This is a genomic window from Cohaesibacter intestini (genome assembly GCF_003324485.1).
Taxonomy (GTDB): domain Bacteria; phylum Pseudomonadota; class Alphaproteobacteria; order Rhizobiales; family Cohaesibacteraceae; genus Cohaesibacter; species Cohaesibacter intestini.
In genome coordinates this window covers 655,666-670,749 of sequence record NZ_QODK01000003.1, presented here as the reverse complement: position 1 = coordinate 670,749, position 15,084 = coordinate 655,666, and the positions used below count along the sequence as shown (strand labels likewise).

Below are 15,084 nucleotides of genomic sequence, written 5' to 3'. Positions count from 1 at the left end.
AATCAGCCCTTTGGTTTGGTTCTTCTTCGTGGCTCTTTCGAAGAATGTCTCGACCAGCTCCCTTTTTGCCTATATGCCGGATCGACCCTTGGTTCCTATGACCTGCGTCAATTCGCGCATTGTACGTAGTAACAACCACGTTGCGGTTTACGGCAAATACCGCATATTCTTTTATCTCACCTGCATTGGCCAAAGGGCCAGTGCTTGAGGGTGATTAGACGACGGGTCTGCAAGAAAGTCAATGAAGGGCTTGATTTTATTGAGTTAATTTGCGAAAGTTTTCGCAGTTGCGTTTTGCAATTTGCAAAGTTTGCAAAAGTCCAGAGGGTATAATGGCTGAAAAACTGTTTGTCGGACCGAAGGTTAGAACGCTGCGTGAAAGTTTTGGCTTGACACAAATGAGCTTTGCTGAACGCATCGGCATCTCCACTTCCTATCTCAATCAGATAGAAAACAATCAAAGACCCTTGACAACCACTGTCTTGCTGGCTCTGACGCAGAATTTCAATCTTTCACTGGCTGAGTTGGCATCTGCAGACACCAATCGTGTCCTGGCCGATTTGAAAGAGGCCCTCGCCGACCCGCTTTTTCGCGATACGAATCCGGGGTTGCAAGAGCTCAAAATGGCGGCTTCCAACTCCCCTTGGCTCACGCAGGCCTTCCTCAATTTGCACACCGCTCATCGACGTGTGAATGAACGTCTGATGGTGCTCGATGACGCCCTGTCGTCACAGAAAAATACCGGTGAAGATCGGTCTCTGTTGCCCTATGAAGAGGTGCGAGACTACTTTCATTATCACGATAACTATATTGATCAACTGGATCGAGCGGCCGAGGATTTGGCCATTCGCAACAATATGTTGGAAGGGAATCGCCTGCCCCATTTCCAAACCTATCTTGAGCAAAGGCACAATGTGCGCGTGCGGTATCAGGATCATGCAGCCAACGATCAGACGATGCGCCAATTCGATTCTGAAAACCGGGTTTTGAGTCTCAACTCAGCGCAGGATGACCCTTCTCTGACTTTCCTTCTGGCGCACCAAATTGCCCTTTTGGAATATTCCGATCTGATCGAGGAGCATGTTGCTCAGGGCAACTTTCAGTCATCGGCTGCGGAAGCCATTTGCCGCATCGGTCTAGCCAACTATTTTGCCGGTGCACTCTGTTTTCCCTATCGTCGATTTCTGGAAGTCTCTCAGGAAATGCGTCATGATCTGAGACGCATGAGCCACTATTTCGGCGCATCACTGGAACAGATTGGCCACCGTCTATCCAGCATGCAACGATCCGGGGCACGGGGGATCCCGTTCTATTTCTTACGGGTCGATCGAGCGGGCAATGTCAACAAGCGTCACTCTGCGACACGGTTTCAATTCGCCCGTTTTGGCGGCCACTGCCCGCTTTGGAATGTCCACGAAGCCTTTGAAGAACCAGGTCGTTTTCTGGTTCAAATCGCCGAGATGCCAGATGGGGTTCGCTATCTTTGCATTGCCACCAGTATTGCAAAATTCGGAGCTGGGTATCATGCACCGGTACGCCGCTATGCAATCGGCATTGGGTGCGAATTGTCTTTTGCGGAGGATCTGGTCTATTCGGACGGGCTAAACCTGAAAAGCGCTTCCAGTGTTGAGAAAATAGGGGTTTCCTGCCGTATTTGTGAAAGGGAAAACTGCCACCAACGCGCCATGCCGCCAATTGATCGCACCTTGATCGTTGACCCGGATGTTCGAGAGTTTGTTCCGTTCAAACTGGGCGGCAACCACTAAGTGATTGAAGTAAATCACTTTCATAGACTCTGACACAGTTTGCAAAAGTGTAAAAGGTCTGGAGATCGTCCGGTTTGCAAAGGAGTTGCTCCTTTTGCAATTTTTGCGAAAAGTCGCGTTTCTTCCCATCGTTCACAGGGTCGAGGGTGCCATCTAACGGGTTTTCTCGTACCAACATTAAATTTATGCAAATGCCTTGGCAACTTGATTGCAAGATGTCGGCGCTCCACAATCTCAGCTAGAATTAAATCCCGCAAAACTGGCCTTTACGTCATATTTGCGCAATTGTTGCAAATGCGCCTTGTTGATGGCTTGCGAACCCCTCGGTGTTTCTTCTAGATTCCCACAACTATGTAATATTCCATCGTCGAGACCGATCCTTCATGACAAAAGACAAAAAAATCGTCAGGCTGTGCAACTACAAACCCACGCCCTACACAATCGAGCACGTGTCATTGGTCATTCGGTTGGACCCCGAAGAAACCACTGTTATCTCACGTTTAACAATTGTGCCTCGGGCTGCCTATCCGGCAGGGCATTGCCTTATTTTGGATGGCGATGGATTGGATTTTGTCGATGCGCGTCTCGATGGCAAGGAAATGTGGGAGGAGCGGTTCAGTGCAAATCCAATGCGGTTTTCTTTGAATCATGCCCCGCATCGGCGCTTCACATTGGAAATTACGACCCGTTTATCCCCAAACCAGAACACACAATTGATGGGGCTTTATTCCTCCAATGGTGCCTTTTGCACCCAATGCGAAGCAGAAGGCTTCCGCAGAATCACCTACTTCTATGACCGTCCTGACATCCTGAGCACGTATGATGTGCGGATTGAAGCGCCCAAGCGCCTCACGCATTTGCTGGCCAATGGCAATCTGGTCGAAAGCGGCGAGCTGCTGCCACCTGATGGGAATATTGATGGCGAAGCCTGGCATTATGCCCTTTGGCGCGATCCTTTTCCCAAACCGTCCTATCTGTTCGCCATGGTTGCTGGCGATCTGGCCTGTGTTGAAGATCACTTTGTTACCCGCTCAAACCGCAAGATTTCGCTTAAGATCTTTGTCGAACATGGCAAAGAAGACCGAGTGGCCTATGCCATGGATTCCCTCAAGCGCTCGATGGCATGGGATGAGACGGCTTATGGACGCGAGTATGATCTCGACACCTTTATGATTGTCGCCGTTTCCGACTTCAATTTCGGGGCGATGGAGAATAAGGGGCTTAACATCTTTAATGACAAATATGTACTGGCAAAGCCCGAGACCGCAACTGACACGGACTATGCACTGATCGAGGCAGTGATCGCACATGAATATTTTCACAATTGGAGTGGCAACCGCGTTACCTGCCGGGATTGGTTCCAACTGTGCCTGAAGGAGGGACTGACAGTTTTTCGCGATCAGGAGTTTTCGTCCGACATGCGCTCGCGTCCGGTCAAGCGGATCGCAGATGTCCGCGAGCTTCGCTCCCGCCAGTTCCCAGAAGACAGCGGTCCCCTCGCCCATCCGGTCCGCCCGGATTCCTATGCAGAGATCAACAATTTCTACACCGCGACAGTCTATGAGAAGGGCGCGGAGATCTGCCGGATGCTACACAGCCTTGTCGGCAGCGAGGGTTTCCGCGAGAGTCTCGATCTCTATTTCGATCGGTTTGATGGTCAGGCCGTGACGATCGAGGATTTTCTGGCCTGCTTCTCCGAAACATGTGCCGTCGACCTGACGCAGTTCGCACTCTGGTACGAGCAAGCGGGCACACCTACGGTCGTTGCCACTTATTTCTACGATCCCAAACACAAGCAATTGTCCCTGACCTTGCAGCAATCCTGTCCGCCTTCGCCGGGTCAGACGACCAAGAAGCTGATGCACATACCGCTGCGGATCGGTCTGGTGGCGCGCGATGGATCACGCCTGCGCTTTGAAGCGATTCATGATCGCAAGAGCGGCGAGCAGGTTGGTGACCGTGACTGCACTTTGTTGCACATCACTGACCGCCAGCATCAGTTCGTCTTTTCCGGTGTGGAGAAAGACGCTATTCCTTCGATGTTGCGTGGTTTTTCCGCACCGGTCCATTTACGCACCAACTTAACGCTGGATGACAATCTGATCATGATGCGGCATGACAGCGACCCTTACAATCGATGGGAAGCGGCACAACAGATCTTCACACAACATCTCGTCGAGCAATCAAATGCGCACAGGCCCTCTAATGCGGACTGCGACCGACCGGTTGTCTGCGAAGTGGATCCGCTTCTTGTGTCGGCGCTGGACGCCTGTCTGTTTGATGAACGCCTCGAGCACGCATTCCGTGCCCAGATGCTTCGCCTGCCAAGCGAGGGTGATATAGCCCGTCTGATCGCCAAGGATGTCGATCCCGATGCGATCCACGCTGCACGTTCGAAACTACGACAGGAGCTGGCATCTCAATTGGGGGACCGGTTGATTGCGCTCTATACCAGCCTGCAGGATGATAAACCCTATAGCCCGAACGCCGCAGCAGCCGGTCGACGGGATTTGCGCAATTGCCTGCTGGATCTTCTCTTGGCAACCAAAGCGGAGGCCGTCACCACCCTCGCTCAGCATCACTATGAGAATGCGACCAACATGACCGACCGGTTTGCGGCCCTGTCATCGTTGGCGACCAATCGTCCAGCGACCGCGGAAGGATTGCTTGCGGACTTCCATCAACGATATGCAGATGACGCACTCGTCGTCGACAAATGGTTGTCGCTACAGGCATCCATTCCGGAACAAGGCACCATCGCGCGACTGCGCACATTGATGAAGGCACCATTCTTCTCGATGGAAAATCCGAACAGGGTACGCGCTCTGATCGGAGCATTTGCCGTAAACAATGCACTGCAGTTCAATCGCAAGGATGGAGCCGGTTTTTCTCTCCTCGCAGACGTCGTGTTGGAACAAGACACAGTTAATCCACAAACCGCTGCCAGATTGGCCAACAACTTTCGATCATGGCGCGCCTTGGAAGCGGACCGTCAAACCAGCGCAGAGCACGCGCTGCGCAGAATCGCTGAAAGCTCAATGCTATCAAAAGATGTTGCTGATATCGTCAATCGGTGCTTGCAATGAGTAATCGGCCTGAGTCTTTAACAGGCTGAAACGGTGTTAAAGTAATCTCGGCGACATTAACGCCTTGTTAACCAAAAAATTCATGCGGGACTCTAGACAAAAAGCTGCGCATCGATTCAAATAACCTTGGATCGGAGATGCGGCACACCTCCGGATAAATAAAATAAAGAAGCTTCAGTCAGGAGGCCTCCAATGACGCAGGCTGGAACAGTCAGCGCGCATAAAGATACTCGATTCCGTTTTTTAGGATCGAAATCTTCGGACATGAACGACCCCATCTCAGGGCCGGCACGTTTGCTGGCTGGGCCAAGTTACATGTCCCGCGTGCGAGAAGAACCTCTCTTGCGCCATATTATTCCTGCGATCATCCTTAGTTTCATTGCGTTGGTCGGCCTCTGGCGAGCCGATGATCTGGCATCTAAAAAACTCTCCCTGAAAGCGGACGCAGAAACCGAAATCCAGCTTTTGACCGCTTTGGTTACAGCACGGGTGTCTAGCCAACAGGACGCCCATGATACCAAGCACACAAAGCAAGGGGTGGCTGACGCCAACCGGATCACCACCAAGCAGCCAGCAAAGCCAATCCTGCCGGATGCTTCGACCACTCTCCCTGAACAGACGCAGTCAACCAATCCTGCTTATCAAGCCACCTCCCCAAGCAGGGACCAGTATCAGGAATGGTTGTTTGCCTCCCTGCCAAATCAGAAACTGGCGGACAATTACCAGATTTATCTGACCAACAGTACCGGCATGATCGTTGCGTCCATCCCTCGAGACGCGCAGGACATGCGCAAAACTCTCGTGGCGCTGTTGGGGCGGTCGCAAGGCATTCAGTATCTGGGATCGAGTGCCGGGGTGTTCAGCACCACGCTGGATGACGACGTGGAAGCCATGGCAACCGTGCATCATCTGGGGGCGGGCCGAGGGTCGGTCGTGGTGTTGCGCAAGAGCAGCGACATTTTCAGGAACTGGCGGAGCGATGTGGCGATCAGCGTGATCGTATTCCTCGTGATGAGTGGAACCATTCTGCTCACTGTCTATGCCTTTTTCAGTCAGGGTGCACGGGCACGCGAAGCAGACAACATCTATTTCACCGCGATCCGTCGGATGGATGCCGCGCTCAAACGCTCCCGCTCCGGCCTGTGGGACTGGGATCTGGCGCGCGGTCACATCTACTGGTCTCGCTCGATGTATGATTTGCTCGGCATGGCGCCCAGTGACGATCTGATCGGCTTTGCCCAGCTCAATGCCCGTATGCATCCCGAAGATGGCAATCTTCACGAGCATATCGAAACACTCCTGTCGACACAGTCCATGATGATGGACCAAAAATTTCGCATGCGCCATGAAAAGGGCCACTGGGTCTGGCTGCAAATTCGCGCTGAACTGACCCGGAGCCCGAACAACCGCCTGCATCTGATGGGACTGGTCATTGATGTGACAGAACAGATTGCGGCGAATGAACGACGCAAGCGGGCAGATATGCGCCTACGCGATGCCGTCGACACGATTTCTGAAGCTTTCGTCTTGTGGGATGACAGCCACAAACTGGTGCTCTGCAACCAGCCCTATCGGGAGCTTTACAATATTGACCGCGATGAAGACATAATCGGCCTGAGTTACAATCAGTTGATGGACCGGGGTCAACCACATGTGGTTGGCATTGAAGACGATCAGGAAATCAATGCGGAAGAGTTGCTGTTTGACCGCTCCGGCACTGCGGCCCGGGCCGCAAGGACCTACAAAGCCGAACTGGCAGACGGGCGCTGGCTGCAAATCAGCGAACGCCGCACCAGTGATGGCGGCTTTGTTTCGGTCGGCACCGACATCTCCAATTTGAAGCTGCAGGAAAGCCGTCTGCTCGAAAGCGAACAGCAGCTAATTGATACGATCTCTGATTTGCGCCAGTCTCGCCAAACCTTGGAACGACAGGCACAGCAGCTTGTCGTCATGACCGAGCAATATGCCAGAGAAAAAGACAACGCGCAGGCTGCCAACCGGGTCAAATCGCAGTTCCTTGCAAACATCTCTCACGAGCTACGGACACCGCTGAATGCCATCATCGGCTTCTCGGAAGTGATGAAGAACGAGATTTTTGGCGAACACAAGACAGACAAATATCGCGACTATTCCAACGACATTCACAATAGTGGTGCCTATTTGCTGCATCTGATCGATGATATTCTGAGCATGTCGAGGCTGGAAGATGGGGAACTGGAAGTGTTTCCGGAGCCAGTCGACTTGTCCGAGATGGTTTCCAGAATCAAGGATGACAGCATCGAGAGCAAAGCGGAGCTACGCAATCTTTCCTTCCACGACAAGATGCCAGCCCATCTTGGAGCCCATGCCGATCCACATCTCATTGAACAGGTGATATTCAATCTGCTCGACAATGCGGTCAAGTTCACTCCTGAAGGTGGCACCATTGCCATTACCGGTTCGGAAAGCAATGGTCAGGCCGTTCTCACCATTACCGATACTGGCGTCGGCATCCCGCAGGATGCGATAGACCGGATTGGTCTTCCGTTCGAGCAAGTGCAGAACCAGTTTACCAAGACACACAAAGGTTCGGGCTTAGGGCTATCGATTGCCCGACGGATCATTTGTCTGTCTGGTGGCACGATGAAAATTCGGTCACGCATTGGTCAGGGAACACGCGTATCGGTACGTCTGCCCAAAAAACTGTCCGCCAACGAAGATCTACGTAATTTGACCCATCACAAGGAAGAATCCACGAATCAAGCACATGATGTTGCTTGACGGATGTGAGAAGGCAAACCGTTTTGTCCCCTTGGTAGCATCTGCGCAACCGTCATGGATGGATGCATCCAGAGTTCTCCCGAGGAGGAGGCGCTCAGGTGGAAACCAGCACCAAGTGAGCATCAGCAGCCGCCTCCGACATGCTGGCACCTGGAGCGGAATTCGATCCACATGTTTCGAATTTCCGCTCTTATTTTTTGAGGCGCGCTGAATTAGCTCCTGCATTAGCTTTTGACGGAACCCACCAGTTTTTCAAAGCAGGCCCTGACGGCAGTCTGACAATCACGCATCCGCTCTTCCAGCCTCGGCATGTCAGGCTCGAAAGAAACACGAACCAGCGCTTGCCTGAAGGCTTTGGTTGCTGTGTCTGGATCAAACTGTTCCGCAAAGCAAACCCGAACGATCTGCGTCAAATCGTGATACAGCCGAATGGCTGGAACAAGTGTATCTGCGTCCCCCACATCGATCAGTCCTTCATCAACGCAAAGGCGCAGGGTTTCGGCTGTGTTGGCATGAAGGACCGCCGGATGGGTATGGGCGTGGATCAGCTGATAACATTGCGCGATGAACTCGACATCCACCAGACCGCCAGCCACTTGCTTGATGTTCCAGAGATCTGAGGTGCCTTTTTCGCTTTCAATACGGCCCCGCATTTGGGCAATATCCTTGCGGATGGCGGCTTCGTCGCGCGGCTGGGTCAGGATACCCACCACTTCATCGCGCACCACTTGAGAAAAGGCCTTGTCGCCCGCCACCACGCGCGCGCGGGTCAATGCCATATGCTCCCACGTCCAGGCGTCCTTAGCGTGATAGGATTTAAAGGATTTGAGCGACGTTGCCAACGGCCCCGAATTGCCTGACGGCCTCAACCGGAAATCCACTTCATACAGTTCCCCTTCCGCTGTAGGTGCAGACAGGGCCGTGATCAGTCTCTGAGTGAGGCGGGCGAAATACTGCGATGGGGCGAGCGGTTTTTCACCGTCGGAAAAGGCGGCGCCTTCGTCATGATCATACAGAAGCATCAAATCAAGATCGGAGCCAGCCGTCATTTCGCGCCCCCCAAGCTTGCCCATTGCCAAGACAGCAACCCGACCGCCGGGAATGCGTCCATGACGACGCTCCAGCTCTTTCTGGCTGAAATCGAGCATCTTGCGAATGATCACACCAGCCAGCATCGCATAGGCTGCACCGGCCTGTGAGGCCGAAATCGCCCCCATCAGAATGCGCACACCAATCAGGAACAGTTGCTCTTGGCCGAAGATACGCGCACCATCCAGAGCTTCCTCATAGTGAGTGGCTTCTTTCAGCATTCGGTCCAGCTGGGATTCCAGATTGTCCCGCTCCAGCATATCGCCAAAGAAAGCCGGATCCAGCAAGGCATCAATCACCCGTGGGCGGCGTCCCACCGTTGCGGCCAAGCGCGGCGAGGTGCCAAGAATGATGGTGAGGATTTCCAAAAGCTGCGGATTGTTGCGCAACAATGAGAAAACCTGCACCCCGGATGGCAGTGCGGCCAGAAACTCGTTAAAGGACAGGAAAGCGGCATCGGCATTGTCGGTGTTGCTCAGTGCCTTCAGGAGATCAGGGGTGAACTCGGTCAGGCGCTCCCGGGCCTTGGTCGACCGGGTCGCGGGATAGCGGCCAAAATGCCAACTGCGAATGGCAGCTGTAACTTCTCTGGGATTCTGAAAGCCCATGCGGGACAGGGTGTCCAACGTTTCGGGATCGTCATCCTCGCCGGTGAAGACCAGATTGCCGCCGCCTTCCGCCCCCAGTTCATGCTCTTCTCGGAACAGCTCAACATAATGGCTTTGAACACATTCCAGCCAGCCTCGCAGGTCCTTTTTAAACTGATCGGCATCAGGATAGCCCATCATCCGACCAATCTCTGCAATCCCTTCGTCGCTTTGCGGCAAATTCTGGGTCTGCTCGTCGCGCTGCATCTGGATGCAATGCTCGACTTTGCGCAGAAAGGCATAGGCTTTCGTGAGGGCATCGCGGGCCTCAGGCTCGATCCAGCTGAGTTTGACAAGCTCGCTTAGCATGGGAATGGTTTCCCGCCCACGCAGCGCAGGATTCCGGCCGCCCGCAATAAGCTGCTGTGTCTGAACGAAGAACTCGATTTCGCGGATGCCACCACGCCCAAGTTTCACATTGTGCCCCTTGATGGCGATGGTGTCATGGCCCTTGTGGGCATGGATCTGGCGCTTGATCGAGTGGACATCGGCAAGCGCTGCATAATCGAAATATTTGCGCCAGATGAATGGGACGATCTCTTGCAGGAAACCTTCTCCGACAGCAATATCCCCGGCACAGGCACGCGCCTTGATCAGGGCGGCACGTTCCCAATTCTGCCCCATGCTTTCGTAATATTGCAGGGCAGCCAGCAAAGAGACTGCTGGCGGGGTTGCGCCCGGATCGGGACGCAAACGCAAGTCAGTACGAAAGACATAGCCTTCAGCGGTCCGGTCCTGCATGATCTTGACCAGTTGCTTGGTCAGGCGGACGAAGATGCTGCTCATCTCCATCGGATCATCACACGGGGCCTTGTCGCCGTCATAGATGATGATCAGATCGATGTCGGAGGAATAATTCAGTTCCCCTGCCCCATGCTTGCCCATGGCCAACGCCACGTAGCTGCAATCGCGCTCGGGATCTTCTGGATATGGCAGTTTCAGCTTGCCACGGCGATGAAACTCACTCAGCACGAACCGCAGAGCCCCGCGCAGGGTAGCGTCGGCTATGTCGGTCAGAGCGTTGGTCACCTGATTGACGGACCACAGGCCAGCCAGATCAGCGAGGCCGATGGTCAGCGCGGCATCCTGTTTGATCAGACGCAGATGGCGCATGATGTCAGCCTGAGAGGCTTGCGGCTCCTCAATGGACTGCTGCACCAACCGTGCCATGCGTGCGGTTGGGCATTCACTGAGAATGGACGACAAGCGCGCTGCGTCCTTTGCCATCAATTCACGCAAATAGGGAGAGTTTTCGCAGGTGGCAGCCAACATGGCTTTGAGATTGGGAACACGCATCGCTGCATCAAGGGATGCAATCTGTTCTTCTGCTGTCGCATCCCGCGCCAACAAGCTCTTGCGGCTGTCAAGCAGGCGCTCGAAGGCTGCGTCAGCCTCTCCCATCAACGGCAGAGCTGTCGCCTTCAGCCAGAATGGATCGATCAGGCCACCAGTTTGTTCCTCTTGAGCCATCTCCACTTCCCCTTATATTGATTTTTTTAGTCCCCGCTCTCCCAACAACTGGTGGCAGGTGGTTTATTCTGATTCCTGCGTCTGCTCCATCTCGTCATCATCTCTTGTGTCCAAAGGCGGGAACTGGATCGTAAAGATCAGCCCCGGCTCGTTATCACCCAAGATGATGGTCGCATCATGCAAGGTTGCGACTGCATTGACGAGACTGAGACCAAGACCCGAGCCGGGCTGGTTGCGGCTCTTATCCAACCGCACGAAGCGCTGCAACACCCGCACCCGGTCTTCCTTGGCGATGCCAGGACCGTTATCTGCAACAGTTAGAAGGATTGGCCGATTGTCAACGGCTCTGTCTTTGGGAATGTCTCCCTTGCGGCTTATGGAGACATGAATGCGGGCCATATCCGGTAGCTTGTCGTGATCATCCGCAGCGAGACCGCGCCGTTCAACGGCATGACGAACGGCGTATTTCAGCGCATTGTCGATAAGATTGGCGATGGCTTGACTGACCAGTTCTCGATTGGCCTCAATCTCAAAGCCCGGTCCGGCATCCCAGGTGAGTTCGGCCCCTTCATCCTCTGCCACAGGCTCATATAGTTCGGCCATGTCGGCGGCGATGGCGCCGATATCAAGAGATACCTTTTCGATTTGGGTGGATTTGGCTTCGACACGGGCAATCCGCAACAAGGCATCAAAGGTGCGGATGAGACTCTCGGACTCTTCGAGCGTTTGCTCCAACGCAGCGCGATAAGTCTCGCTATCAGCGTCATCAGACGACAAAGTCAGTTCAACCCGGTTGCGCAAGCGGGTCAAGGGCGTCTTCAGATCGTGGGCGATATTGTCAGAGACTTCCTTCAAGCCATGCATCAAGCCTTCAATGCGCGACAACATGATGTTGAGACTCTCGGACAACCGGTCAAATTCATCACCTGCCTGTGTCACAGGCAGGCGCTCGTCCAATTGGCCTTCCATGATGTGGTGGGAAGCTTCGGCGATCACATCAATCCGCTTGAGCACCTTGCGGGACACGAATATCCAAGCCAGCAGGGCGAGCAGGATCATCAGGATCGCCGAGACGATGAAGGCTTGCTCGACCACCTTGCGGAAGATTTCGCGCTCGCCCACGTCGCGCCCAACCAGCAAACGGTAGCCGCCAAAAATCTCATAGACGCTGACAACGGCGTTGTATTCCTTGCGCGTGGTTTCCCCCAAGCGCTGATAGGGTACCGTTTGTTGGATCGCACCGCGCTCATCCAGAACCCATTTGGGCAGGGTCGAGACGTTGCCCGCTACAAAGTGGCCACGAAAATCGGTAACCAGATAGAGGCTTGCGCCCGGCCGCCGGGATCGTTCCTCGATGACCTGCACCAAGTGCGGCAAACCGCCGGAGCGATATTGCTCGACCAGCCCCCTCACCTCAAGTTCAACCGCCGAGTTGAGTTGCCGGGTCATTAAAATCTGGGTGTTGATGGCGATATAGACGATGAGAAAGACGGCAAAGATCGTGAAGATGATCAAGTAGATTGCGGACAGCTTGAAAGCTGTCGTTCGCATGATCTTATTAATCGAGCCCACTGCCATTCTGCCGGGATATCCTTTTCTCACAGGCAAGACCGCAGCCCTGCCTGCAGCATCAATCAGGCTCGCGCAGGCTATAGCCGGAGCCACGCACGGTTTGCAGCAATGCAGGTTCAAACCCCTTGTCAATCTTGGCCCGCAAACGGGAAATGTGAACGTCAATGACGTTGGTCTGCGGGTCGAAATGATAGTCCCAAACATTTTCCAGCAGCATGGTGCGGGTAACAACCTGACCTGCATTTTTCATCAGATATTCGAGCAGGCGGAATTCGCGCGGCTGTAACAGGATTGTCTGGCCGGACCTCTTCACTGTGTGGGACAAGCGATCCAATTCCAGATCGGAAAGGCGATACATGGTCTCGACTTCACCGGGGCTGCGCCGACGGGCCATCACCTCAATACGGGCAAGCAACTCCGAGAAGGCATAGGGTTTGGTGAGGTAATCGTCCCCTCCGGCTCTCAAGCCGGTTACCCGGTCATCGACTTCTCCTAGGGCGGAGAGGATCAGAACTGGCGTTTCGTCGCCTTCCGTGCGCCGCTGTTCAATGATGGAAAGACCATCACGCTTAGGCAGCATACGGTCAATGATCAGAATATCATACCCGCCCTTGGCTGCATGCGCATAGCCCTGATCACCATCTGCGGCATGATCACAGACGTGACCCGCTTCCTTGAGTCCCTTGATCAGGTAGCTCGCAGCTTCAATGTCATCTTCAATGATCAGAATGCGCATGCTTTTCCTCTTTTATTGCTTCTCTCCGCCACGAGGACGGCGCTCCTCAGGCGACACGGAAAATCATGGCGATTATAACGGTCTTTGACTGTGAGCAAAGGGGCATTGTCGGAAAGCCGCGATAAGTCACAGACTTGGCCAGCATGTCGGCAAAATCAGGGAAATCACAACAGGCAGGACAACAAAAAAGGGCGCGGTCAGAAGGTGACCGCGCCCAATCGTCCGAAATTGATTCTATCTGTCGCTTAGTTGCCTTTCAACGGCAGGGCGACGAAACGAACACCATTTTTGGTTTTCACCCGCATCAGGATGGTTTTGCGGTTGCCGCTCTTGGCGTCGGACAATTGCTTGCGCACATCACCGATGGTTGCCACCTTCTTGCCAGCAACAGACTGAATCACATCCCCTTCTGCCAGACCTTTCTCTGCCGCAATGCTGTTCGAATCAACGCTCAGAATGGCAACCCCATCGCCATCCGGGCTTGCCTGCAACTCGAGACCGAATTCTTCAACTTCAGCCGGGGCTGCTGGTTGTTGTGGCTGGGTCTGCTCATCGGTGTCGTTGCTGACCTGATCCGGGAACAACCCCAAATGGACCTTCAACTTGATCTCTTGATCTTCGCGCCAGATAGTCAGTTCCACGTCGGATTCAGGCTCTGCACGACCAATGGCACGGGCAAGCTCGCGGGTATTTTTCACCGGCACATCATCGACGGCAAGGATGACGTCACCAATCTGGACACCTGCTTTGTAGGCAGGTGCGGTTTCATCGGTGTGGGTAACCATTGCACCTGCGGCTTCGGCCAGACCAAGGCTGTCGGCAATGTCTTCGGAGACATTCTGGATATGCACCCCAAGCCAGCCGCGCTTCACCTTGCCACCATTTTTCAGGTCCGCGACAACATCCTTGGCAACTTCCGCCGGGATGGCAAATGCGATACCGACATTGCCGCCAGACGGTGAGAAGATGGCGGTGTTCACCCCGATTACCTCGCCCTTCAGGTTGAAGGTCGGGCCACCGGAATTGCCTTTGTTGACCGCAGCATCGATCTGAATGAAGCTCTCATAGTTGCGGGCATTGATATCGCGACCGTGGGCCGAAACGATACCGGCTGTAACAGTGCCACCCAGACCGAACGGGTTGCCAACGGCGAGAACCCATTCCCCAACATCAGGCAGTTCTTCGGCAAATCTCACATAATCAAACTTGCGGTCCGGATTCTTTACCCTAAGCAAAGCAAGATCGGAGCGTTCGTCGGACCCAAGCAAATCGGCTTCCAGCTCAGAGCCATCATCCATGACCAGCGTAAATTCGCTGCCTTTGTCAATCACGTGATGGTTGGTGACCACCAGCCCGTCATCGGAAATGAAGAAACCGGAGCCCTGAGACTGGCCAAACCGTGGGCGCGGCTTGCGCTTCTCGCCATTCCCCTCCTGCTCTTCGCCAAAGCGACGGAAGAAACGGTTGAACGGGTGATCCTTTGGCAGGTCACGGAATTCAGGAAAACCGGGAATGCCGAACTTGTTGCCTTCAGGCGTGGAAATCTGGGTTTTGACCTGAACCGAAACCACCGCAGGCTTCACAGCTTTCACAACTGCGGTGAAGTCCAAAGGTCGGGCAGGTGTGGTGACTTGAACGGGCTCCGCATTGGCGGCGGGCTGTCCGGTCATCAGCGTTGGCACGGTTGCACCGGCAACAACACCCAAAGACAGGGCGGACGCCAGCATGGTTGCTTTCACTGGTACTTTCTTAAAAATCGTCTTCATCTAAACTTGTCTCCGCTCGATCTGTCAGCCGCAAATTGACACACATATTTGCGGTAAAATGAAGGTCTGTCAGTTAATTCGTGAGTCGCGCCCTGACGGATCCGGTCGCGGCATCATCAAAATTTGAGGATGGCTATTCGTCGCAAAATACGTCATCCGTACGATACATATTTTTATATGGGGCAAAATTGG

The 15,084-nt window shown here is 54.0% G+C and carries 7 protein-coding genes; 3 read left to right on the top strand and 4 right to left on the bottom strand.

The window, feature by feature from the left end:
- The first annotated feature begins 332 nt into the window (after positions 1-332).
- The 3 genes from DSD30_RS13710 to DSD30_RS13700 all read left to right on the top strand — a co-directional run bounded on the left by DSD30_RS13710 (position 333) and on the right by DSD30_RS13700 (position 7,612).
- Positions 333-1,766, top strand: coding sequence for a helix-turn-helix domain-containing protein (locus DSD30_RS13710; protein ID WP_114010219.1), 1,434 nt, complete (start codon positions 333-335; stop codon positions 1,764-1,766).
- A 383-nt stretch (positions 1,767-2,149) separates the two neighbouring features.
- Entirely contained in the window at positions 2,150-4,852 is a 2,703-nt protein-coding gene (pepN, locus tag DSD30_RS13705) for an aminopeptidase N (protein ID WP_114010218.1), read from the top strand.
- A 342-nt stretch (positions 4,853-5,194) separates the two neighbouring features.
- A complete protein-coding gene (locus DSD30_RS13700; RefSeq protein ID WP_198662956.1) occupies positions 5,195-7,612 on the top strand; it encodes a PAS domain-containing sensor histidine kinase in 2,418 nt (805 codons plus the stop codon).
- A gap of 224 nt (positions 7,613-7,836) precedes the next feature.
- Here DSD30_RS13700 and DSD30_RS13695 read toward each other — a convergent pair whose 3' ends face one another.
- From DSD30_RS13695 to DSD30_RS13680, 4 genes are all read right to left on the bottom strand, one after another.
- The gene (locus DSD30_RS13695) at positions 7,837-10,818 is read right to left on the bottom strand and encodes a bifunctional [glutamine synthetase] adenylyltransferase/[glutamine synthetase]-adenylyl-L-tyrosine phosphorylase (RefSeq protein WP_114010216.1); all 2,982 of its coding nucleotides are present in this window, start codon (positions 10,816-10,818) and stop codon (positions 7,837-7,839) included.
- Positions 10,819-10,881: 63 nt separating this feature from the next.
- Positions 10,882-12,369 carry a HAMP domain-containing sensor histidine kinase gene (locus tag DSD30_RS13690; protein WP_245418474.1) on the bottom strand — a complete coding sequence of 496 codons (1,488 nt, stop codon included), beginning with the start codon at positions 12,367-12,369 and terminating at the stop codon, positions 10,882-10,884.
- A gap of 79 nt (positions 12,370-12,448) precedes the next feature.
- Positions 12,449-13,126, bottom strand: a complete 678-nt coding sequence (locus DSD30_RS13685) for a response regulator transcription factor (protein WP_114010214.1) — start codon at positions 13,124-13,126, stop codon at positions 12,449-12,451.
- 245 nt (positions 13,127-13,371) lie between these two features.
- On the bottom strand, positions 13,372-14,892 hold the full coding sequence (locus tag DSD30_RS13680; RefSeq protein ID WP_198662955.1) for a Do family serine endopeptidase: 1,521 nt from the start codon (positions 14,890-14,892) through the stop codon (positions 13,372-13,374).
- Between the last annotated feature and the right edge of the window lie 192 nt (positions 14,893-15,084).